Source organism: Sphingomonas citri, assembly GCF_019429485.1.
Classification (GTDB): Bacteria; Pseudomonadota; Alphaproteobacteria; order Sphingomonadales; family Sphingomonadaceae; genus Sphingomonas; species Sphingomonas citri.
In genome coordinates this window covers 883,549-904,943 of sequence record NZ_JAHXZN010000001.1, presented here as the reverse complement: position 1 = coordinate 904,943, position 21,395 = coordinate 883,549, and the positions used below count along the sequence as shown (strand labels likewise).

The window sequence follows — 21,395 nt, the reverse complement described above, 5'->3', positions numbered from 1 at the left end:
GCGTGCGCAGGAGCACCGGCAGCTACCGACAGGATTTTCCCATGCCCAAGGTACTCATTTCCGACAAGATGGACCCGCGCGCCGCCGAGATCTTCCGCGAGCGCGGCGTCGAGGTGGACGAGATCACCGGCAAGACCCCGGACGAGCTCAAGGCGATCATCGGCCAGTATGACGGCCTAGCGATCCGCAGCTCGACCAAGGTGACCAAGGACATCCTCGAGCACGCCACCAACCTCAAGGTGGTCGGCCGCGCCGGTATCGGCGTCGACAACGTCGACATTCCCGCCGCCTCGGCCAAGGGCGTGGTGGTGATGAACACGCCGTTCGGCAACTCGATCACCACCGCCGAGCACGCCATCGCGCTGATGTTCGCGCTCGCGCGCCAGCTCCCCGAGGCCGACGCCTCGACCCAGGCGGGCAAGTGGGAGAAGAATCGCTTCATGGGCGTCGAGGTCACCGGCAAGACGCTGGGGCTGATCGGCGCGGGCAACATCGGCTCGATCGTCGCCGACCGCGCGCTCGGGCTGAAGATGAAGGTCGTCGCCTTCGACCCGTTCCTCACCGAGGAGCGCGCGGTCGAGCTGGGCGTGACCAAGGTGACGCTCGACGAGCTGCTCGCGCGCGCCGATTTCATCACGCTGCACACGCCGCTGACCGACCAGACGCGCAACATCCTCTCGGCCGAGAACCTCGCCAAGACAAAGAAGGGCGTGCGCATCGTCAATTGCGCGCGCGGCGGGCTGATCGACGAGGCCGCGCTCAAGGCGGGACTGGACTCGGGGCATATCGCGGGCGCCGCGCTCGACGTGTTCGTGACCGAGCCCGCCAAGGACAGCCCGCTGTTCGGCACGCCCAACTTCGTCTCGACCCCGCACCTCGGCGCGTCGACGACGGAGGCGCAGGTCAACGTCGCCATCCAGGTCGCCGAGCAGATGGCGGACTATCTCGTCTCGGGCGGCGTCACCAACGCGCTCAACGTGCCGAGCCTCTCCGCCGAGGAGGCGCCCAAGCTGCGCCCGTACATGGGGCTGGCGGAGAAGCTCGGCTCGCTCGTCGGCCAGCTCGCCACCGGTGCGATCGACCGCGTGTCGATCCATCGCGAGGGCGCCGCGGCGGACCTCAACCCCAAGCCGCTGACCAGCGCGGTGCTCACCGGCTTCCTGCGCCAGCAGACCGACACGGTGAACATGGTCAACGCGCCGGTGCTGGCGCGCGACCGCGGCATGGAGGTGCGCGAGATCCGCACCGAGCGCGAGGGCGACTATCATACGCTGCTGCGCGTCGCAGTGCGCACCGCCGACGGCGAGCGCTCGGTCGCGGGTACGCTGTTCGGTGACTCGGCGCCGCGACTGGTCGAGCTGTTCGGGATCAAGGTCGAGGCCGATCTCACCGGCGCGATGCTCTACGTCGTCAACGAGGACGCGCCGGGCTTCATCGGCCGCATCGGTACCCTGCTGGGCGAGGCGGGTGTCAACATCGGCACCTTCCATCTCGGGCGGCGCCAGGCAGGCGGCGAGGCGGTGCTGCTGCTCTCGGTCGACCAACCGGTCGACGCTGAGCTGCTCGCGCGGGTCAAGGCGCTGCCGGGCGTGAAGACCGCGATGGGACTGGCGTTCTGAGCGGGTGTTGAGGGTGCGCACGTTCAGCGTGCGTAGAACTTAGATCCTCCCCGCTCGCGGGGAGGATCTATTATAAGGATTAAGCCCCCTTACCTTCAGGGGAGGGTCGGGATGGACCGCTTCCTCGAACCTCTCGCCTGCAATGACGTCCCACCCCGACTGCTCCCCAGAGGGGAGGGGAGCGCATCTCACCGATTCGTGCGGATCCGCAACGCCACCGATTGCGCGTGCGCCGGCAACCCTTCCGCGCGCGCCAGCGCGATCGTCGCCGGCCCAAGCTCGTTCAGCGCGCTCTCGTCGAGCTGGAGGAAGCTGGTCCGCTTCATGAAGTCGGTCACGCCCAGCCCGCTGGCGAAGCGCGCGCGGCGCCCCGTCGGCAGCACGTGGTTCGGCCCGGCGACATAGTCGCCGATCGCCTCGGGCGTGTGCCGCCCGAGGAACGCTGAGCCGGCGTGGCGCAGCAGGTCGAAAAGGGCGCGCGGGTCGTCGCAGGCGAGCTCGACATGTTCGGGCGCGAGCCGGTCGACCAGCGGCATCGCCTCGGCCAGCGCCGGCACCACCACGATCGCGCCATTGTCCTCCCACGCGACCCGCGCCACCGCCTCGGTCGGCAAAGCGGTGAGCTGACGCTCCACGGCCTTGGCGACGCGCTCGGCGAAAGCGCCGTCGTCGGTGAACAGGATCGACTGGGTGGTGGTGTCGTGCTCGGCCTGGCTGAGCAGATCGGCCGCGATCCACTCGGGGTCGTTGGCGCCGTCGGCGACGACGACGATCTCGCTCGGCCCCGCCACCATGTCGATGCCGACCACGCCATAGACCTGGCGCTTGGCCTCGGCGACCCAGGCGTTGCCCGGTCCGGTGACGACGTCGACGCGCGCGATCCGCTCGGTGCCATAAGCGAGAGCGGCGATCGCCTGCGCGCCGCCGACGCGCCACACCTCGTCTGCGCCGGCGAGATGCGCCGCGGCGAGCACCAGCGGGTTGATCGCGCCGTCGGGCGTCGGCGTCATCACCACGAGCCGCTCCACCCCCGCCACCCTGGCGGGGATCGCGTTCATCAGCAGCGTCGAGGGATAGGCCGCGCGGCCGCCCGGCACGTACACGCCCGCGGCGTCCACCGCGCGCCAGCGCGCGCCGAGCCGCACGCCCGCGGCGTCGGTGAAGTCGGTGTCGGTCGGCCGCTGCTTCTCGTGATAGGCGCGGATGCGGGCGGCGGCGAGCTCGAGCGCGGCGCGCAGCTCGGGCTCGAGCGCGTCGAACGCCGCGGCGCAGGCGGCGCGGTCGACCCGCCAGCCGGTCTGGTCGAGGTCGTGGCGGTCGAGCTTCTGCGTGAAGGCGTGAAGCGCGGCGTCACCCTCGTCGCGCACGCTGCGCACGATCGTGGCGACGTCCCGCGCGACGTCCACTGCCGCCTCGCGGCGCGCGTCGACCAGCGCGTCGAAGCGTGCGGTGAAGTTTCCGTCGCTTGTGTCGAGCCGGATCATGCCGCCTTCTTCCCCACCGCGGTGCGGAACGCCTCCACCAGCGGGAAGACATGCGCGCGCGTCTTCATCGCGGCGCGGTTGACCACCAGCCGCGCCGACACCGCCATGATCGGCTCGACCTCGACGAGGCCGTTCTCCTTCAGCGTCCGCCCCGAGGAGACGAGATCGACGATCCGTGCGGCGAGCCCGAGCGTGGGCGCCAGCTCCATCGCGCCGTTGAGCTTGATACACTCGGCCTGCACGCCCCGGCGGGCGAAATGCTGCGCGGTGACGTGCGGGTATTTGGTCGCGACGCGAACATGGCTCCAGCCGCGCGGGTCGTCGCGCGCCGCCAACTCGGCGGGCTCGGCGACCGAGAGGCGGCAATGGCCGATGTCGAGGTCGACCGGCGCGTACAGCTCGGGGTAGTCGAACTCGGCGAGCACGTCCGAGCCGACGATGCCGAGCTGCGCCGCGCCGTGCGCGACGAAGGTGGCGACGTCGAAGGCGCGGACGCGGATCAGCTCTATACCGGGATCTCCGGTGCGGAAGCGCAGCGCGCGGCTGTTCTCGTCACCGAACGCCGGCTCGGGCACGATCCCGGCCGCGGCCAGGAGCGGCAGCGCCTCGGAGAGGATGCGGCCCTTGGGCACCGCGATGACGATCGGCTCGGGAGCGGGGGGCTGAGACATGGCGGGGCTTTACGGCGGCACCCGCGCGGGAGCAACGGGCAGGCAGGAGGAAGCGACGATGAGCGAAGCGGCGGTGCGCGAGGCGTTCCGGATCCAGGCCTTCTATTGCGGGCGCATGGACGCGCCGATCTACGCGCGGTTGTGCGAGGCGATCGCCGACCGGCTCACACGCGAGGGCGAAGTGGCGCGGCGCGTGCTCGACTGGTCGGGCGAGCCCACGCGCGATGCGCTGCCGTTGCGGCTGATCGGCGGGCTGCGCGCGCTGGTACTAGACCGCGCCGACGACGCGCTGGCAGTGGTCTTCGCCGGCGTGGTGACGGCACCGGACGCGATCGCCGCGGTGCTCGCCGCGACGCTGGAGCGCCACGCCGCGCGGCTGCTGGCGTATCTCGACGGGCCGCCGCAGACCAACGAGCCCGGGCGCGCGGCGGCGCTGATGGTCGGGCTGATCGCGGTGGCGCGGCGGCTCGGGCCGCGGCTGGAGACGCTGGAGATCGGCGCGAGTGCGGGTCTCAACCTGCTGATCGATCGCTATCGCTTCGATCTCGGCGGGACGCTGGTCGGCCCCGCCGACGCGGCGCTGACGCTCCGTCCCGAGTGGCGCGGCGAACCGCCCGCGCCGGTGGCGCTCGACATCGTCGCGACGCGCGGGTGCGACGTCGCGCCGCTCGACGCGCGCGACCCGGCGCAGGCGCGGCGGCTCGAGTCCTACGTGTGGCCGGAGGCACCCGAGCGGCTCGAGCGGCTGCGCGCCGCGGTGGCGATGGTGCGCGAGCGGGGGGTCGCGCTCGACCGAGCTGACGCCGCCCACTGGCTCGAGGAGCGGCTGGCCGAGCCGCAGGCGGCAGGGGTGACGCGCGCGCTGCTCCACTCGGTGGTGTGGCAGTATCTGCCGGGCGAGAGCGCCGACCGCGTCCGCGCTGCGATGGCCGCGGCGGGTGCGCGCGCGACATCCGAGCGGCCGCTCGCCTGGGTGATGATGGAGCCAGACCGGGCGAGCGCGCGCCAGCTGGTGCGCGTGCGCGCCTGGCCCGACGATCGCGGCTGGGAGACGGTCGCCAGCGCGCACGCCCATGCGGCGTGGATCGCACCGGGCCCACCGGCGGACGAAGGACCGGGGATCACGCTGCCCGACGCGGCGGCGAGCGAGCCGGGGTGAGGGAAAGTCCGAGGTAGCGGACAGGTTTTCGTGGATGCCTAACTCGTGGGTTCGTGGCGCACCCTGCCGCCGTCATGCCGCCCTTGAGCCACGATCATATGCCCGGACGTGGAACGTCCTTCGTCGCGGAAGCGGCTCACCCCACCCGTCATCCCGGGATCCATGGTGCCGCGCGGGACGCCGGTGGTGCACTCGAAGAGGGATGGATCCCGGCTCAAGGCTGGGATGACCTTGGGGGTTAGCGTCGCCCCGATGTTCCGCGGTCACCTTGCGGGAACAACTCCTGACCACTCGACCCGCGAGACGCGCTACCGCAGCCGCCGCACGTCGATGGCGACGTGGCGGATTCGCTCGCGGTTCCATGTGTAGGTCACGTGCACCAGCCCGTCGTGCGCCTGGACGACCGCGGGATAGGCATAGCCGTCCGGCCGCGGCTCACTCTCCAGCGTCAGCACCTTGCGCCAGCGCACCCCGTCGTCGGACAGCGCCACCGCGAGCGGCCAGCGCGGGCCGGTGTCGCTGCCGGGTCGGTTGGTGCTGTCGTTGTAGACCAGCAGCTGGCGTCCGTCGGCCAGGGTCACCGCGTCGGTGCCGGCGTTGGGGTTGGGCAGCGCGAGTGCGCTCAGCGGCGACCAGTGCCGCCCGGCGTCGCGCGACCAGCTCGCTGCCAGCACGCCTTGCCGCGTGCGTGCGACCGCCAGCAGCCTCCCGTCGCGCAGCGTCAGTAGGCTCGGCTGGATCGCTTCGAGCCCACGCGGAGAGGCGATCGCGGGCAGCGCGCGCCACGTCCGCCCGCGATCGGCGGAGCGCTCGACCAGCGCGTACCAGCGGTTATGCGCGGCGCTGCCGACCTCGCGGCTCGACGGCGCCAGCCACGCGCCGTCGCGCGCCACGATCGGCTTGTTCTTGATCGGGCCGAGCACCCCGGCGGGCAGGCGTCGCGGCGCGCCCCAGTGGCGACCGCCGTCGCGCGACTCGATCACCATGCCCCACCAGTCGCGCGGGTTCGGCCCGACCTTGTAGTAGAGTTGGAGCGGTGCACCCGCCGGCTGGAACAGCACCGGGTTCCACGTCGGCTGACCGTCGCCGGCGGCGACCGCGCGGGGCGTGTCCCAGCCGGCGGCGGTGCGGCGCGCGAACCAGATGCGGACGTCGCCGCGCCCCTCGCCGCTGCCGCCGAACCAGGCGGCGGCGAGCGCGCCGTCGGCGAGCTGGACGATCGTCGAGGCGTGCGCCTGCGGGTAGGACGGGGCCGGATCGACGAACTCGCTGGCGACGATGGCGGAGGGTGTCGTCGCGGCGAGCGTTGGGGCGGTGACGAGCGCGAGCGCGAGCGCGCGGGGGAGAGTCATGGCGGCGCGGTAGTAGCGGCCTGGGTGTCGGGGGCAAGGAAGAAGGTGTTCCGGGGCGAGCGCTTCGTTCCTCCCTAGACCGCCCCGGCGAAAGCCGGGGTCCAGTTGCGGGACGCTGGTGAGCCTCACTACGGCCTTCCCAACTGGGCCCCGGCATTCGCCGGGGCGACAGAGGTAGGGCCGCGCGCCCCTCATCCTCGCCGCCGCGGCCCGCGCGGCCCCGCCGCACCACCGCCTGGGCGCCGCTGCGGCACGCGCGCCGCGCGCGGCGGCGCGGCGCCTTCCATCGGCTCGATGCGGACGCCGTTCTCGTCCTCACCGTCGCTGTTGGCGGAGGCGCGCACCGCCGCGGCGAAGCGCGCGGCCAGCGCGCGCGGCACCTGGAACTGGGTCTCCATCGGCCCGATCCGGATAGCGCCGATCTCGCTCTTGGTAACGTGGCCACGGCGGCACAGCAGCGGCAGCACCCAGCGCGGGTCGGCGTTCTGGCGCCGACCGATGTTCATGCGGAACCACACCACGTCGTCGAAGCCGTCACGGTGCGCCTTCGGCCCGTCGCTCGGCGCCTGACCGGTCAGCTCCTCGGGCGCGGGCAGCGCGGCGCGCTGTGCCGCCACCAATGCGGCGGCAATGTCCTCGGGCGAACGCTGCGCCAGCAGCTCGGCGGCGAGCGCGCGGTCGTCGTCGTCGACCTCGACCGGTGCGAGCAGCGTCTCGAGCAGCCGCTCGCGGTCCTTGGCGCGGATCTCCTCGGCGCTCGGCACCTCGCCCCACTCCGTCGCGATGCGCGCGCCGCGCAGCATCATCTCGACCCGGCGACGCCGCGGATAGGGCACGATCAGCACCGCGGTGCCCTTCTTGCCCGCGCGCCCGGTGCGTCCCGAGCGGTGCTGGAGGACCTCGGCGTCGCGCGGCATCTCGACGTGGATGACCAGGCTGAGCGTCGGCAGGTCGATCCCGCGCGCGGCCACGTCGGTCGCGACGCAGACGCGCGCGCGGCGGTCGCGTAGCGCCTGGAGCGCCTGGTTGCGCTCGTTCTGCGAATGCTCGCCCGACAGCGCCACCGCGGCGAAGCCGCGCTCGACCAGCCCGGCATGGAGGTGGCGGACGTTGTCGCGCGTCGCGCAGAACAGCATCGCGGTCTCCGCCTCGTAGAAGCGCAGCAGGTTGATCACCGCATGCTCGATGTCGGCGGGCGAGACGGTGACGGCGCGATAGGCGATGTCGCCGTGGCCGCGCTGCTCGCTGACGGTGGAGATGCGCAGCGCGTCGCGCTGATAGGTCTTGGCGAGCTGGACGATCGGGCGCGGCAGCGTCGCCGAGAAGAGCAAGGTGCGGCGCTCGGTCGGGGTCTGGTCGAGCAGCGCCTCGAGATCGTCGCGGAAGCCCATGTCGAGCATCTCGTCGGCCTCGTCGAGGATCGCGACGCGGAGCTGGCCGAGCTTGAGCGCGCCGCGCTCGGCATGGTCGCGCAGGCGGCCCGGCGTGCCGACGACGATATGCGCGCCGTGGTTGAGCGCGCGGCGCTCGCGGCTGGCGTCCATGCCGCCGACGCAGGTGGCGATGCGCGCGTCGGCGTAGAGCCACGCCAGCTCCTTGGCGACCTGGAGCGCGAGCTCGCGCGTCGGCGCGATCGCCAGCGCGAGCGGCGCCGCGGCGGGGGGCAGCGCGCCGTCCTCACTCAGCAACTGCTCGGCCATGGCGAGCCCGAAGGCGACGGTCTTGCCCGAGCCGGTCTGCGCGGAGACGAGGAGGTCGCGGCCGTGCGCGGCCTCGGCCGTGACCTCGGACTGGACGGGGGTGAGCGCGGTATAGCCACGCGCGGCGAGCGCGCTGCCCAGCGCGACAGGAAGATTCGGAAAGTCCATGAGGACTGCGCACATGGGCGCGATGGCGCGAAAATGCCAGTGGGAACGGCGCAATGGCGCGGGACGTTCGGCGCTTTTCTCCCGATCACGGCAGGATAGACGCGATATGGCGCTCGTCAACGACCCCGTATGGTTCATCACCGGCTGCTCCACCGGCTTCGGACGCGAGCTCGCGCGGCTGGTGCTCGAGCGCGGCTGGCGCACGGTGGTGACTGCGCGCGACTCGCACCGCGTCGCCGATCTGGTCGAGCAGTACGGCGACCGTGCGCTGGCGCTGTCGCTCGACGTGGTGGACCAGGCGCAGATCGACGCCGCGGTGGCGGCCGCGGGGGAGCGCTTCGGCCGGATCGACGTGCTCGTCAACAACGCGGGCTACGGCTATCAGTCGAGCATCGAGGAGGGCGAGGATCACGAGATCCGCGCGCAGTTCGACGCCAACGTCTTCGGCCTGTTTGCGCTCACCCGCGCGGTGCTGCCCGGCATGCGCGAGCGCCGCGCCGGCGCGATCGTCAACGTGACCTCGGTCGCGGGCCTCGTCGGCTTCCCGTCCTCGGGCTATTACGCCGCTTCCAAGCATGCGGCGGAGGGCTTCTCCGACTCGCTCGCCGCCGAGGTGGCGCCGCTCGGGATTGCGGTCACCTGCGTCGAGCCGGGGCCGTTCCGCACCGATTGGGCTGGCCGCTCGCTGCGCCAGACGCCGAGCACGATCGCCGACTATGCCGGCACCGCCGGCGCGCGGATGGAATCCACCAAGGGCGTCTCGGGTAACCAGCCCGGCGACCCGGTGCGCGCGGCGGAAGCGATGATCGCGGCCGTCGAGCGCGACACGCCGCCGCGGCATCTCGTGCTCGGCAAATGGGGCTATGACGCGGTGACCGAGCGGCTGCGCGCGCGCGTCACGGAGATCGAGGCGCAGCGCGACGCCGCGCTCGGCGCCGACTTCCCGGCCGAGGCTACCAGCGATAGTTGAAGCTGACGGAGACGCGCTCCTCCTTGGCGGTGCTGGGCATCACCTCGTGGCGCAGCCAGCTCTCCCATAGGAAGAGCGTGCCCGGCGCGGGCTCGGCATAAATGAAGGTGCCGTCGCGCGGTGGCGCCGCCATCAGCATCGGCAGTCGCGGGTCCTCCAGCTTGAGCGCACCCGAGCCGGGCGGCACCGCGACGTAGAAGGTGCCCGACACCGCGCTGTGCGGGTGGAGATGCCCCGAGTGGGTGCCGCCGGGCTTCATGACGTTGACCCACAGGCTGTCGAGCTTGAGCCTGCGCCCGCCGAGATCGAGCCCGGCCTCGGCGGCGAAGGTGGCGACGTGACGGTCGAGCAGGCGCTTGAGGTCGGCGAAGGCGGGGTCGCGCTGGGGCAGGTCGTCGAGCGAGGCGTAGCTGGTGTAGCCGCGATAGCCGTGCGCCTTGGACCAGCGCTTGCCGGCGACGTCCTCCGCGGCGAGCGCGCGACAGGAACCGGCCAGCTCGGCGAGCAGCGCGGGCTGGTCGAGCTGCGCCTCGTAGAAATGCGTGGGGAAGAGCTGGCGGGTGGGCATGGCGGGTCCTTGGTGGTGGGGCGAGCGCTTAGCCGAAGGCGAGCGACGGGGAAAATCCTCCCCGCCGAGCGGGGGGATTTGCTCAGCTCCCCAGCCGCAGCGCGACGTCGTTCATGAAGCGCACGTCGTCGCCCTTGGCGAGCCAGCCCGCCTCGCCCGCGACCGCGCCGAGCAGGTCGCTGAGCGGATCGATCTCGCTCTTGGCGTAGTTGCCGAGCACGTGGCCGGTCACGCGGTCCTTGTGCCCCGGATGGCCGATGCCGATCCGCACGCGGCGGAAGTCGGGCCCGAGATGCTGGTCGATCGAGCGCAGCCCGTTGTGCCCCGCGGTGCCGCCGCCCTGCTTCACCTTGACCTTCATCGGCGCGAGGTCGAGCTCGTCGTGGAACACGGTCAGCGCCTCGACCCCCAGCTTGTAGAATCGCAGCGCCTCGCCGACCGAGCGGCCGCTGTCGTTCATGAAGGTGGCGGGCTTGAGCAGCAGCACCTTCACGCCATCGACGCGCCCCTCCTGGAGCCAGCCTTGGAACTTCTTGGCCGGCGCGGCGAAGCCGTGGACCTCGGCGATCGAGTCGACCGCCATGAAGCCGACATTGTGGCGGTGCATCGCATATTGCGCGCCCGGATTGCCGAGCCCGACCCAGAGTTGCACGATGTTGGTCTCCTGATGGGGTGAGCCGCGGCCCCTCTATCCGTCATCTCGGACTCGTTCCGGGGCCCATGGTCCCACACGGCCCCACGACAGGTGGCTGTGCGGTACGGTGGGTCCCGGAACAAGTCCGGGTCGACGAAGGTGACGTGGCTGCGCGATCGGTCGCGACAGCATCGCCCTCTCCATGAAAACGAAAGGGGCAGGGGAGCGTCGCCGCCACCCTGCCCCCCGTACGGCTCACGCGGAGCGCGACGATCAGGCCTCGTCCGAGCCCTCGGTTGCCGCGGCGTCCTCGGCCTCGTCGGCGGCGCCCTCCGATTTCAGCGCCGACGGCGCGACCAGCGTCGCCACGGTGAAGTCGCGGTCCTCGATCGCGGGGGTCGCGCCCTTGGGCAGCGTCACCTCGCTGATGTGGATCGAGTCGCCCACGTCCTTGCCCGCGACCGAGACGGTGATCTCGCTCGGGATGTTGCTGGCGTCGACCACCAGCTCGAGCTCGTGGCGCACGACGTTGAGCACGCCACCCTTCTTCAGGCCCGGCGAGCTGTCCTCGTCGGCGAACACCACGGGCACCGCGACGGTGACGGTCGCGTCGGCGGCGATGCGGAGGAAGTCGACGTGGGTCGGGCGGTCGGTCACCGGGTGGAAGGCGACGTCCTTGGCCAGCGTGCGCTGCCCGCCGACCATGATCACCGAGTTCATGAAGTGGCCGGTCATCAATGCCTTGACCAGCGCCTTCTCCTCGAGGTGGATCGCCGACGGCTCCTTGTTCTGGCCGTAGATCACGGCGGGGACGCGGCCTTCGCGACGCAGCGAGCGGGAGGCTCCCTTGCCAACCCGGTCACGCGTCTCGGCCGCGAGCGTGATGGTATCGCTCATGTTGGTGCTCCGAAACGTGGAATGACTGATATGCTCCCGCCACGCCTCCAGGGATGACCATGACGGAAGTGCGCGCGCTTAGCTGCGACGCGGCTGAAACGCAATCAGTAGTTCACCCGCACCGCCCTGAGGCGGTACGCGCCGAGTTGCGCCTGGACGCTCTGCGCGCCCGCGAGATGCCCCGCGCCGACCGCGACGAAGACGGTGCCCGGCCGCTTCATCCGTTCCGCGATCCAGGCGGCCCAGCGCTTGTTGCGGTCGACCAGCAGCGCCTGGGCGACCTCGGGCGAGTCCTTGAGCGAGTCGTTCATCTCGCTCGCCACACCGTCGGGATCGCCCTTCGACCAAGCGGTGACGAGCCGGTCGAAGGTGCGCTCCGCGGTGGGCAGCTCGTCCAGCGTGCTCTCCAGCAGCTGGAGCTGGGCGGGCTGCGACAGCGTGTCGAAGATGCCGAGCTGGCCCTCGAACGTCTCCAGCCCGACCACCTGCTTGCCCGCGGCGCGCGCCGCCTCGGTCAGCACCTTCTCGGGGCCGTTGGCGGCCTGATAGCCGAGCTTCTGCACCGGCAGCAGCGACAGCGTCACCGCGGCGAACCACGGCCGCATCCTGTCATAGGCCTGGGCGGTGACGCCGCCCTCGCCCATCGCCTTGGCGAAGGCGGGGCGATAGTTGGGCGGCAGCTGCTCGGTCAGCGTGCTGCCCGTCGGCGCGAACGCCTTGGCGGCGACGATCTTCTGCGCGGTTTGCGCGTCCGGCTCGACCATCTCGAGCACAAGGGTCTGCGCGCCGTCGAACGCTTTCTTCACGCCCTCGTCGAACCAGGACAGCCCGGGCTTGAGCACGTGGATCGTGCCGAACAGGTAGATCGTCGTGTCCTTGTCCTTCACCACCCACAAAGCGGGATCGGCGTCAGCCGGCGCGGCGGGGGCGGGGGCCTGCTGCGCGCAGGCGGGGATTGCGAGCAGCAGCGCGAGGGCGGAGAGAGTGGTCTTCATGGCAGCGTTCATGCGGCGGCGTCCCGGCGAAGGAAAGGGTGCGCTATCGGCGCGTGCGCCGCGCCGGGCAAGCGCGGCGCACGCGCTGGGCGGAGCGTCAGCGGTGGCACAGCTGCGTCGCGACCGACTCGAGCGTGCGATGCGTCGCGGCGCGGGTGGCGACCGGGAGGCGCACCTTGCCCGCGACCCGCTGCCGCACCTGGTCGGCCTGCTGCCACAGCGCGTCGGCCTGCTCCTGCGTCAGCGCGCGCGCCTTGCGCGCGGTGGCAATATCGGCCTGGAGCACGTTCGCGCGCGTCGCCAGCACCGAGGTCGCCGGCACGACGCCGGGGGCGAGCCCGAGCGGGCGACACGCCGGGAGCGTGTGCGCCGCGCGCTCGGCGGCGACGGGCGAGGTGGCGGGCGAAGGTGTCGGAGTCGCGCCGAGAAGAAGAGCAGTGAAGAGAAAGGCATAGGCCAAGAGTATCACTCCTTTCGTCGATCTGGCGATGGGAGCGGTAGCAACCCTAGGCTTAACCGCGGCCGACTAGACTTGCGCACCGCGCGTGCCGCGTCGCGGGCCCTTCGTCGCGCTGGCGCGATGTTGCGCTACCATCGCCGATGACTTGGCCGCGCGCGGTTCGGCCGATCGCGACCCAGCCCCGACGCCACTCGCTTGATTCCCCGCCGGGCTTCCGCCACAGCGCCGACGTGACCGACACCAGCGCCAACCGCCCGCTCAGCTTCCAGGCGATGATCCTGCGGCTCCACCAATATTGGTCGGAGCGCGGCTGCGTGATCCTCCAGCCCTATGACATGGAGATGGGCGCGGGCACCTTTCACCCCGCCACCACGCTGCGCGCGCTGGGGCCGGACAGGTGGAATGCCGCCTTCGTCCAGCCGTGTCGCCGCCCCACCGACGGCCGCTACGGCGAGAACCCCAACCGCCTCCAGCATTATTACCAGTATCAGGTGATCCTGAAGCCGAGCCCGCCCGACCTGCAGGAGCTGTACCTCGGCAGCCTCGCCGCGATCGGGGTCGACATGGGCGTCCACGACATCCGCTTCGTCGAGGACGATTGGGAGAGCCCGACGCTCGGCGCCTGGGGGCTCGGCTGGGAGGTCTGGTGCGACGGGATGGAGGTGACCCAGTTCACCTACTTCCAGCAGATGGGCGGCTTCGACATGAAGCCGGTGGCGGGCGAGCTGACCTACGGGCTCGAGCGGCTGGCGATGTACATCCAGGACGTCGACAACGTCTACGACCTGCGCTTCAACGACGCGGGCGTGAGCTACGGCGACGTCTTCCTCGAGAACGAGCGCCAGATGAGCGCGTGGAACTTCGAGGTGGCGGACACCGGGACGCTGTTCGACGCCTTCCGCAAGGCCGCGGCCGAGTGCGAGAACAGCCTCGCCGCCGGGCTGCCGATCCCGGCCTATGAGCAGGCGATCAAGGCGAGCCACACGTTCAACCTGCTCCAGGCGCGCGGGGTGATCTCGGTGGCGGAGCGTCAGGCCTATATCGGCCGCGTCCGCGATTTGGCGAAGGGCGCGTGCGGGGCGTGGATGGAGAAGAACGGGTGGGCGGCGTGAACCACATGACCGACTTCCTGCTCGAACTCCGCTCGGAGGAGATCCCCGCCCGCATGCAGGCGAAGGCGCGCGAGGACCTCGCCCGCCTGTTCGCCGCCGAGCTCGCGCGCGCCGGGCTCGCCGCGACAGAGACGGTCACCTACGCCACGCCGCGCCGGCTCGCGCTGATCGCGCGCGGCCTGCCCGAGGCGACTGCCGCCGTCTCGGAGGAGATCAAGGGCCCGCGCACCTCCGCTCCACCGCAGGCGCTCGAGGGCTTCCTGCGCAAGACCGGGCTCGCCCGCGAGCAGCTCAGCGAGCGCGACGGCGTGCTCTACGCGGTGAGCGAGAAGCCCGGCCGTGCCACTCCCGACGTGCTCGCCGAGGCGGTCGCGGCGGTGATCCGCGCCTTCCCCTGGCCCAAGTCGATGCGCTGGGGCGCGGAGTCGCGCTCGACCGAGAGCCTGCGCTGGGTCCGCCCGCTCCATGGCATCGTCGCTTTGTTCGGCGAGGAGGTCGTGCCGGTGTCGATCGCCGGCGTGGAGAGCGGCGCGGCGACGCTAGGCCACCGCTTCCACCATCCCGGCGCGATCACGATCGGCTCGGCGGCGGACTATGTCGAGAAGCTGCGCGCCTGCCACGTCATCGTCGACCAGGACGAGCGCGCCGCGCTGATCCGCGACCGCGCCGCCGCGCTGGCGGCCGAGGCGGGGCTGGTGCTGGTCGAGGACGAGGGGCTGGTGGCGGAGAATGCCGGGCTCACCGAATGGCCGGTGCCGCTGCTCGGCCGCTTCGACCCGGCCTTCCTCGACGTGCCGCCCGAGGTGATCCAGCTCACCGCGCGCGTGAACCAGAAGTATTTCGTGTGCCGCGACGCTGACGGGCGGCTCGCGGACGCGTTCGTCTGCACGGCCAACATCGCCGCGAGCGACGGCGGCGCGCGGATCGTCGACGGCAACCGCAAGGTGCTGGCGGCGCGGCTGAGCGACGCGCGTTTCTTCTACGAGACCGATCTCAAGGTGCCGCTCGAGCAGCAGGCGGAGAAGCTCGGCAAGATCGTGTTCCATGAGAAGCTCGGCACGGTCGCTGACAAGGTGGGGCGGGTGGCCAAGCTGGCGCGCTGGCTGGTGGAAGAGGGTATCGTCGGCGGCTCGGGCGATGCCGCTTCCCGTCACCCCGGCGAAGGCCGGGGTCCAGCAACGGAACGCGCGCAACTGGACCCCGGCCTGCGCCGGGGTGACGCGGAGTTGGCGGAGCAGGCGTATCGCGCCGCCAGGCTCGCCAAGGCCGACCTCGTCACCGGCATGGTCGGCGAGTTTCCCGAGCTTCAAGGGCGGATGGGAGGCTATTACGCCGCGGCGCAGGGCGAGCCGGCCGCGGTCGCGGAAGCGGTGCGCGACCATTACAAGCCGGTCGGGCAGGGCGACGACGTGCCGACCGCGCCGGTGACGGTGGCGGTGAGCCTCGCCGACAAGCTCGACAGCATCACTCAGTTCTTCGGCGCCGACCTTCGCCCGAGCGGCTCCAAGGACCCGTTCGCGCTGCGCCGTTCGGCACTGGGCGTGATCGCGCTGATCATCGACAACGGTCTGCGCTTCCCGCTCGGCCATGTCGTGTCGCGCGACGTCCTCGACTTCTTCGCCGACCGCCTCAAGGTGCAGCAGCGCGAGGCCGGCGTGCGTCACGACCTCATCGACGCGGTGTTCGCGCTCGGTAGCGAGGACGATCTCGTCCGGCTGCTCGCACGGGTGCGTGCGCTCCAGTCGTTCGTCGACACCGAGGACGGCGCCAACCTCCTCGCGGGTTACAAGCGCGCCGCCAACATCCTCAAGAAGGAAGGCATCACCGACACCGCACCGGCGCAGCGGCACGAGACCCTGTCCTACACGCCCGAAAAGGACGAAGCCGCGCTGATCGCCGCGCTCGACTCGGCCGAGCCCGCCGCCGCCGACGCGGTCGCGCGCGAGGACTTCGAGGGTGCGATGGCCGCTCTCGCGACGCTCCGCGCCCCGATCGACGCCTTCTTTGACACTGTGACCGTCAACGACCCCGATCCGGCGAAGCGCGCGGCGCGGCTGACGCTGCTCGCGCGCGTCCGCGCCGCGGTCCACGAGGTCGCCGATTTCGCCAAGATCGAAGGTTGAGCCGCACCGCGCCAGCGACTCAACTTACTCAACATTCGCGCGTCCGCCCTCGCCGAAACAAGGACTTGGAAGCATGACCGAGCAGTACGTCTATCGCTTCGGCGGCGGGGTGTCGGAGGGCAAGGCGGGCGACAAGAACCGGCTCGGCGGCAAGGGCGCCAACCTCGCCGAGATGGCCTCGATCGGCCTGCCGGTGCCGCCGGGCTTCACCATCTCCACCGCGATGTGTGCGCGTTACTATGAGGAGGGCGAACGCTTCCCCGACTCGCTGCGCGCCGAGGTGGCAGCGGGCATCGCGCATATCGAGGGCGTCACCGGCCGACGCTTCGGCGACGCGGCCGACCCGCTGCTCGTCTCGGTCCGCTCGGGCGCGCGCGTGTCGATGCCGGGGATGATGGACACCGTCCTCAACCTCGGGCTCAACGACGCCACGGTCGAGGGGCTGGCGGCGGCGAGCGGTGACGCGCGCTTCGCCTGGGACAGCTATCGCCGCTTCATCCAGATGTACGCCGACGTGGTGCTCGAGCTCGATCACGGCGCGTTCGAGGAAGCGCTCGAGATCGCCAAGGAGGACCGCGGCTACACGCTCGACACCGAGCTGTCCGCCGACGACCTGCGCGGGCTGGTCGCCGAGTACAAGCAGCTGGTCGAGCAGCTGTGGGGCCGCGCCTTCCCGCAGGACGTCCACGATCAATTGTGGGGCGCGGTGGGCGCGGTGTTCGGTTCGTGGCAGTCGGATCGCGCCAAAGTGTACCGACGGCTCAACCACATCCCGGGCGACTGGGGCACCGCGGTGAACGTCCAGGCGATGGTGTTCGGCAACATGGGCGACACCAGCGCCACCGGCGTCGCCTTCACGCGCGATCCCTCGACCGGCGAGCGCGCTTACTACGGCGAGTTCCTCATCAACGCGCAGGGCGAGGACGTCGTCGCAGGGATCCGCACGCCGCAATACCTCACCCGCGCGGCGCGCGAGCGGGCGGGGGCCAAGCCGCTGTCGATGGAGGAGGCGCTGCCCGCGGTCTACGCCGAGCTGGCGCGCGTGTTCGACACGCTCGAGACGCACTACCGCGACATGCAGGACATCGAGTTCACGGTGCAGCAGGGCGTGCTGTGGATGCTCCAGACGCGGTCGGGCAAGCGCACCGCCAAGGCCGCGCTGAAGATCGCGGTCGACATGGCGGAGGAGGGGCTGATCACGCGCGAGGAGGCGATCGCGCGCGTCGACCCGTCCGCGCTCGATCAGCTGCTCCACCCGACGCTCGACCCCGCCGCGGCGCGCGACGTGCTGACGAAGGGGCTGCCCGCCTCGCCGGGTGCCGCCTCGGGCGCGGCGGTGTTCGACGCCGACACCGCCGAGCGCTGGGCCGCCGACGGGCGCGCGGTGATCCTGCTGCGCACCGAGACCAGCCCCGAGGATATCCACGGCATGCACGCCGCCAAGGGCATCCTCACCGCGCGCGGCGGGATGACCAGCCATGCCGCGGTGGTGGCGCGCGGCATGGGGCGGCCGTGCGTCTCGGGCGCGGGCGCGCTGTCGATCGACGCGCGCGCCAAGGTGGCGCGCGTCGGCGGGCGCGAGCTGCGCGAGGGCGACGTGCTGACGATCGACGGCGCCACCGGCGAGGTGATGGCGGGCGAGGTGGCGACGATCCAGCCCGAGCTGGCGGGCGACTTCGGCACGCTGATGGAATGGGCGGATACGGTGCGCCGCCTCAAGGTGCGCGCCAACGCCGAGACGCCGGCGGATTGCCGCACCGCACGCGACTTCGGCGCCGAGGGCGTCGGGCTGTGCCGCACCGAGCATATGTTCTTCGAGAGCGACCGCATCACGGCGGTGCGCCAGATGATCCTGGCGAGCGACGAGCGCGGCCGTCGCGCCGCGCTGGATAAACTGCTTCCCGCGCAGCGCGCCGACTTCACCGCGATCTTCCAGGTGATGGCCGGGCTGCCGGTCACGGTGCGGCTGCTCGACCCGCCGCTCCACGAGTTCCTGCCGCACGAGGAGAAGGAGTTCGCCGAGGTCGCCCAGGCGGCCGGGGTGGCGGTGGACGTGCTCCGGCGCCGCGCCGCCGAGCTGCACGAGTTCAACCCGATGCTGGGGCACCGCGGCTGCCGGCTCGGGGTGACCTATCCCGAGATATACGAGACTCAGGCGCACGCGATCTTCGAGGCCGCGCTCGACGTAGCGGAGAAGAGCGGGGAAGCCCCGATCCCTGAGGTGATGATCCCACTGGTCGCGACCAAGCGCGAACTCGACCTCATGAAGGCGGTGGTCGACCGCGCCGCCGAGGCGGTGTTCGCCGAGCGCGGGCGGCGGGTGGAGTATCTGGTCGGCACGATGATCGAGCTGCCCCGCGCCGCGCTCAAGGCCGGCGAGATCGCCGAGAGCGGCGAGTTCTTCTCCTTCGGCACCAACGACCTGACCCAGACGACCCTGGGGGTGAGCCGCGACGACGCGGCGCGCTTCCTCGGCGCGTACGTGGAGCAGGGGATCTACGCGCGCGACCCGTTCGTCAGCCTCGACGTCGAGGGGGTGGGCGAGCTGGTCGCGTTGGCGGCCGAGCGCGGGCGCGCGACCCGGCCGGGGATCAAGCTCGGCATCTGCGGCGAACATGGCGGCGATCCGGCGTCGATCGCCTTCTGCGAACAGGTCGGGTTGGATTACGTCTCGGCCTCACCGTACCGCGTGCCGATCGCGCGTTTAGCGGCCGCGCAGGCGGCGCTCGCGGTGCGGTAGCGCCCCCTACGATCAGGCGAGAGGCTAGCGCGGAGAGGGGTCCGGCCCAACGCGCCTGACAATCTCTCCTGTGATCCCGGCCTCGAGCCGGGATCAATCGGGCCGCATGGGCACCGGGTGTTGCTTCTGCGGAAGCATGGATTCCGGCTAAAAGTCGGTACGGCGGCTCAGATGATCCGGCGATCGGTCGGGTGCGCCGGTGCCGCGGACGAGCGCGGCACCACGCTCTCGTCGCGATAGTTGCGCTCGTCGCGGAAAGCTCGCTCGTCGCGCACGACGCGCTCGTCGTAGCCAGGCCGGTCGCCCAGGATCGGGCGCTCGTCGCGGACAAGGCGCTCTTCCACCATGGGCGGGGTCGCGCGCAGCCGCTCGTTCTCGCGCTCCAGCTCGGCGATGCGGGCGTTCTCCCGCTCAAGCTCGCCGATCCGCGCGTTGTCGCGCTCCAGTTCGGCTAGGCGACCGTGATCGCGCTCCAGCTCCGCTACGCGCCTGGTGGTGGCCGCGTGCGCATCACGCTCGGCGGCGTAGCGCGTCTTCCACTTCCGCCCACCCGGATGGCTCGCCAGCCCGAACAGCCAGCCCGCGATCAGTGCCACCGCGAGCGCGATATATTGCGTCGACGTCGTGAACAGCATGGCATCCTCCCTGCCGCCGGAGACACCCACGGCGCCTCCATAACGTCATAGCAACGACCGGCGCCGAGGCGGTGTTCCGGCGCACTCGATCGCACCGGAACACCGCGTCAGATCACTTGGCGTTGATGAAGGAGTCGTTGAGCGAGCAGGCCGCGGGACCGAGGATGACGACGAACAGCACCGGCAGGATGAACAGGATCAGCGGCACCGTCATGATCGCGGGCAGCCGCGCGGCCTTCTCCTCGGCGCGCATCATCCGCTCGTTGCGGAACTCGGCCGACAGCACGCGCAGCGCGCTGGCCAGCGGCGTGCCGTATTTCTCGGTCTGGATCATCGTCGTCACCACACCGCGCACCGCGTCCAGATCGACCCGCATCGCGAGATTCTCGAACGCGTGGCGGCGATCGGTGAGGAAGCCCAGCTCGATCGCGGTGAGCGCGAACTCCTCGCCCAGCTCGGGATAGGCCTTGCCGAGCTCGCGCGAGACGCGGTGGAAGGCGGCGTCGACCGTGAGGCCCGCCTCGGCGCAGATCACCAGCAGGTCCAGCGCGTCGGGCAGGCCCTTGCGGATCGCGTCGCTGCGCTTGTTGATCTTGTTCTTCAGGAACAGGTCGGGCGCCTTGTAGGCGAGCACCAGCGTCGAGGCGACGAGGCCGTAGCGCTTGAGCGGGCTCCAGTCGGGGAAGGCGTCGAGCAGGTAGACGTAGACGATCATCAGCCCGCCGAAGACGATCGGCAGCACCAGCCGGCCGAAGATGACCGCGACTGCCCATTCTTTCTTACGGATGCCGGCCTGCATCAGCTTGTGCTGCGCGGCCTTGAGCTGCTCGTCCTGCAGCACGCGCAGCGACGACAGGAAGCTGCGCATCCGGTCGGCGGCCTCGTTCTTCTGGACGAGCTTGGCGCGGCGCTTGCTCGTCGAGGCCGTGATGCCCGCCTTGAGCTGCTCGCGCCGATCGTTGAGCACGCGGACGCGCTTGGTCATCGGGTCGCGGACGCCGAGCGCGGCGTAGATCGCGACGAACACCGCCGCGGCGGCGATGCCGGAGAGCAAGGTCGCGGCCCAGACCACGTCGATGCCGAAGAAGGTGGCGTGCGCAGGTTCCATATCAGATCTCGAAGCTCACCATCTTGGCCATGATGAAGGCGCCGATCCCCATCCAGATCAGCCCGCCACCGCCCGCCACCATCAGCCGGGGATCGACGAAGAAGTTCAGCATGTAGGGCGCATTGATCATGTAGATCACGCCGAAGACAAGGAAGGGCAGGGAGCCCACGATATAGGCCGAGGCCTTGGACTCGGACGACATCGCCTTGATCTTCAGCTTCATCTGCCCGCGCTGGCGGAGCACCGTGGCGAGGTTCTGCAGCGTCTCGGCGAGGTTGCCGCCGGTCTCGCGCTGGATCGCGATGGTGATGACGAAGAACTGGAACTCGGGCGTCCCGAGCCTGTCCGCGGTCTCCTGCAAGGCCACGTCCATCGAGCGGCCGATCTTCATCTTGTCGGAGACCGAGCGGAACTCGTCGCCGACCGGTCCCGGCACTTCGGCGCCGACCACCTGCATCGTCTCCGAGATCGGCAGGCCCGAGCGCAGACCGCGCACCAGCAGCTCGATCGCGTCGGGAAACTTCGCGGTGAAAGCGTTGATGCGGCGCTTGATGAGCATGCCGACCGCGAGATGTGGCACAAGACCGCCCATGGCGGCACCGATGAACAGCGCCAGCAGCAGCGGCATGCTCTTGAGCAGCAGCAGCAGCGCCACCACGACGGCGACGCCGACCGTGGCTCCGCCATATTGGCCGACCGTCCAGCTTTTCCCCGTCATCGACAGCCGCTTCTGCAGCTGCGCCACGTTGGGCAGCAGCCGCATCGCGGCGAGATCGGCGCGGGTCGCGCTCTTGCCGGTAATGCGGCGCATCTGCGCCTCTATGGCGTTGGTCGGCGAGGCGGTGTGGCGCTCGCGCAGCGCGGCGAGTCGGCGCGTCGTCGCCTTGTTCGTCGACGGCCCGGCGAGCGCGGTGACGAGCAGCAGCAGCGTCAGCGCGGCGCCCGCGAACAGCAGGATCAAGGGCAGGATCGGCATGGCGGCTCCGGTGTGATCGGGCGG

The 21,395-nt window shown here is 71.0% G+C and carries 18 protein-coding genes; 6 read left to right on the top strand and 12 right to left on the bottom strand.

All coding sequences use genetic code 11. From position 1 onward, the window contains the following. Nucleotides 1-41 precede the first annotated feature (41 nt). Nucleotides 42-1,619: a phosphoglycerate dehydrogenase gene (gene serA / locus KZ820_RS04360; protein WP_183921006.1), complete on the top strand. Its 1,578-nt coding sequence runs from the start codon at nt 42-44 to the stop codon at nt 1,617-1,619. A gap of 188 nt (nt 1,620-1,807) precedes the next feature. On the opposite strand, the gene hisD is transcribed toward serA, so the two are convergent. Then, nucleotides 1,808-3,103, bottom strand: coding sequence for a histidinol dehydrogenase (gene hisD, locus KZ820_RS04355; protein ID WP_219747409.1), 1,296 nt, complete (start codon nt 3,101-3,103; stop codon nt 1,808-1,810). Continuing rightward, entirely contained in the window at nt 3,100-3,774 is a 675-nt protein-coding gene (gene hisG / locus KZ820_RS04350; RefSeq protein WP_219747408.1) for an ATP phosphoribosyltransferase, read from the bottom strand. Before hisG ends, hisD begins: the two co-directional genes overlap by 4 nt. 58 nt (nt 3,775-3,832) lie before the next feature. Here hisG and KZ820_RS04345 point away from each other — a divergent pair, with 58 nt between their 5' ends. Continuing rightward, nucleotides 3,833-4,933, top strand: a complete 1,101-nt coding sequence (locus KZ820_RS04345; protein ID WP_219747407.1) for a DUF2332 domain-containing protein — start codon at nt 3,833-3,835, stop codon at nt 4,931-4,933. A 308-nt stretch (nt 4,934-5,241) separates the two neighbouring features. Here KZ820_RS04345 and KZ820_RS04340 read toward each other — a convergent pair whose 3' ends face one another. Continuing rightward, a complete protein-coding gene (locus KZ820_RS04340) occupies nt 5,242-6,285 on the bottom strand; it encodes a sialidase family protein (RefSeq protein ID WP_219747406.1) in 1,044 nt (347 codons plus the stop codon). 191 nt (nt 6,286-6,476) lie between these two features. Then, nucleotides 6,477-8,153 carry a DEAD/DEAH box helicase gene (locus tag KZ820_RS04335; RefSeq protein ID WP_219747405.1) on the bottom strand — a complete coding sequence of 559 codons (1,677 nt, stop codon included), beginning with the start codon at nt 8,151-8,153 and terminating at the stop codon, nt 6,477-6,479. Between the two features lie 106 nt (nt 8,154-8,259). Here KZ820_RS04335 and KZ820_RS04330 point away from each other — a divergent pair, with 106 nt between their 5' ends. Continuing rightward, a complete protein-coding gene (locus tag KZ820_RS04330) occupies nt 8,260-9,123 on the top strand; it encodes an oxidoreductase (protein ID WP_219747404.1) in 864 nt (287 codons plus the stop codon). Here the strand turns inward: KZ820_RS04330 and KZ820_RS04325 are convergent. The 5 genes from KZ820_RS04325 to KZ820_RS04305 all read right to left on the bottom strand — a co-directional run bounded on the left by KZ820_RS04325 (nt 9,107) and on the right by KZ820_RS04305 (nt 12,677). Beyond that, complete coding sequence (locus tag KZ820_RS04325; RefSeq protein ID WP_219747403.1) at nt 9,107-9,691, bottom strand: TIGR02466 family protein; 585 nt, start codon at nt 9,689-9,691, stop codon at nt 9,107-9,109. The two genes, KZ820_RS04330 and KZ820_RS04325, sit on opposite strands and share 17 nt — an antisense overlap. A gap of 82 nt (nt 9,692-9,773) precedes the next feature. Next, nucleotides 9,774-10,343, bottom strand: a complete 570-nt coding sequence (pth, locus tag KZ820_RS04320) for an aminoacyl-tRNA hydrolase (RefSeq protein ID WP_219747402.1) — start codon at nt 10,341-10,343, stop codon at nt 9,774-9,776. A 255-nt stretch (nt 10,344-10,598) separates the two neighbouring features. Further along, on the bottom strand, nt 10,599-11,222 hold the full coding sequence (locus KZ820_RS04315) for a 50S ribosomal protein L25/general stress protein Ctc (protein WP_219747401.1): 624 nt from the start codon (nt 11,220-11,222) through the stop codon (nt 10,599-10,601). Nucleotides 11,223-11,326: 104 nt separating this feature from the next. Further along, nucleotides 11,327-12,217 carry a TraB/GumN family protein gene (locus KZ820_RS04310; protein WP_258047727.1) on the bottom strand — a complete coding sequence of 297 codons (891 nt, stop codon included), beginning with the start codon at nt 12,215-12,217 and terminating at the stop codon, nt 11,327-11,329. 97 nt (nt 12,218-12,314) lie between these two features. Next, a complete protein-coding gene (locus KZ820_RS04305) occupies nt 12,315-12,677 on the bottom strand; it encodes a hypothetical protein (protein ID WP_219747399.1) in 363 nt (120 codons plus the stop codon). A 272-nt stretch (nt 12,678-12,949) separates the two neighbouring features. Between KZ820_RS04305 and KZ820_RS04300 the strand changes: the two genes are divergently transcribed. From KZ820_RS04300 to ppdK, 3 genes are all read left to right on the top strand, one after another. After that, nucleotides 12,950-13,789 (top strand): glycine--tRNA ligase subunit alpha, encoded by an 840-nt coding sequence (locus KZ820_RS04300; RefSeq protein ID WP_219748096.1) that lies wholly within the window; start codon nt 12,950-12,952, stop codon nt 13,787-13,789. Nucleotides 13,790-13,794: 5 nt separating this feature from the next. Continuing rightward, nucleotides 13,795-15,912 (top strand): glycine--tRNA ligase subunit beta, encoded by a 2,118-nt coding sequence (glyS, locus tag KZ820_RS04295; protein ID WP_219748097.1) that lies wholly within the window; start codon nt 13,795-13,797, stop codon nt 15,910-15,912. 73 nt (nt 15,913-15,985) lie between these two features. Beyond that, the gene (gene ppdK / locus KZ820_RS04290; protein WP_219747398.1) at nt 15,986-18,652 is read left to right on the top strand and encodes a pyruvate, phosphate dikinase; all 2,667 of its coding nucleotides are present in this window, start codon (nt 15,986-15,988) and stop codon (nt 18,650-18,652) included. 167 nt (nt 18,653-18,819) lie between these two features. Here ppdK and KZ820_RS04285 read toward each other — a convergent pair whose 3' ends face one another. The 3 genes from KZ820_RS04285 to KZ820_RS04275 all read right to left on the bottom strand — a co-directional run bounded on the left by KZ820_RS04285 (nt 18,820) and on the right by KZ820_RS04275 (nt 21,371). Continuing rightward, on the bottom strand, nt 18,820-19,287 hold the full coding sequence (locus KZ820_RS04285; protein ID WP_219748175.1) for a hypothetical protein: 468 nt from the start codon (nt 19,285-19,287) through the stop codon (nt 18,820-18,822). A 112-nt stretch (nt 19,288-19,399) separates the two neighbouring features. Beyond that, the gene (locus tag KZ820_RS04280) at nt 19,400-20,395 is read right to left on the bottom strand and encodes a type II secretion system F family protein (RefSeq protein ID WP_219747397.1); all 996 of its coding nucleotides are present in this window, start codon (nt 20,393-20,395) and stop codon (nt 19,400-19,402) included. A 1-nt stretch (nt 20,396) separates the two neighbouring features. Continuing rightward, nucleotides 20,397-21,371, bottom strand: a complete 975-nt coding sequence (locus KZ820_RS04275) for a type II secretion system F family protein (protein WP_219747396.1) — start codon at nt 21,369-21,371, stop codon at nt 20,397-20,399. Between the last annotated feature and the right edge of the window lie 24 nt (nt 21,372-21,395).

What these genes read in the sequence shown, in the direction of transcription:
- ppdK (WP_219747398.1), top strand. Translation starts at nt 15,986, where the DNA reads ATGACCGAGCAGTACGTCTATCGCTTCGGCGGCGGGGTGTCGGAGGGC.
- KZ820_RS04275 (WP_219747396.1), bottom strand. Translation starts at nt 21,371, where the DNA reads ATGCCGATCCTGCCCTTGATCCTGCTGTTCGCGGGCGCCGCGCTGACG.
- KZ820_RS04345 (WP_219747407.1), top strand. Translation starts at nt 3,833, where the DNA reads ATGAGCGAAGCGGCGGTGCGCGAGGCGTTCCGGATCCAGGCCTTCTAT.
- KZ820_RS04310 (WP_258047727.1), bottom strand. Translation starts at nt 12,217, where the DNA reads ATGAAGACCACTCTCTCCGCCCTCGCGCTGCTGCTCGCAATCCCCGCC.
- serA (WP_183921006.1), top strand. Translation starts at nt 42, where the DNA reads ATGCCCAAGGTACTCATTTCCGACAAGATGGACCCGCGCGCCGCCGAG.
- hisG (WP_219747408.1), bottom strand. Translation starts at nt 3,774, where the DNA reads ATGTCTCAGCCCCCCGCTCCCGAGCCGATCGTCATCGCGGTGCCCAAG.
- KZ820_RS04300 (WP_219748096.1), top strand. Translation starts at nt 12,950, where the DNA reads ATGATCCTGCGGCTCCACCAATATTGGTCGGAGCGCGGCTGCGTGATC.
- KZ820_RS04335 (WP_219747405.1), bottom strand. Translation starts at nt 8,153, where the DNA reads ATGGACTTTCCGAATCTTCCTGTCGCGCTGGGCAGCGCGCTCGCCGCG.
- KZ820_RS04340 (WP_219747406.1), bottom strand. Translation starts at nt 6,285, where the DNA reads ATGACTCTCCCCCGCGCGCTCGCGCTCGCGCTCGTCACCGCCCCAACG.
- KZ820_RS04315 (WP_219747401.1), bottom strand. Translation starts at nt 11,222, where the DNA reads ATGAGCGATACCATCACGCTCGCGGCCGAGACGCGTGACCGGGTTGGC.
- KZ820_RS04330 (WP_219747404.1), top strand. Translation starts at nt 8,260, where the DNA reads ATGGCGCTCGTCAACGACCCCGTATGGTTCATCACCGGCTGCTCCACC.
- KZ820_RS04325 (WP_219747403.1), bottom strand. Translation starts at nt 9,691, where the DNA reads ATGCCCACCCGCCAGCTCTTCCCCACGCATTTCTACGAGGCGCAGCTC.
- glyS (WP_219748097.1), top strand. Translation starts at nt 13,795, where the DNA reads ATGACCGACTTCCTGCTCGAACTCCGCTCGGAGGAGATCCCCGCCCGC.
- KZ820_RS04285 (WP_219748175.1), bottom strand. Translation starts at nt 19,287, where the DNA reads ATGCTGTTCACGACGTCGACGCAATATATCGCGCTCGCGGTGGCACTG.
- hisD (WP_219747409.1), bottom strand. Translation starts at nt 3,103, where the DNA reads ATGATCCGGCTCGACACAAGCGACGGAAACTTCACCGCACGCTTCGAC.
- KZ820_RS04280 (WP_219747397.1), bottom strand. Translation starts at nt 20,395, where the DNA reads ATGGAACCTGCGCACGCCACCTTCTTCGGCATCGACGTGGTCTGGGCC.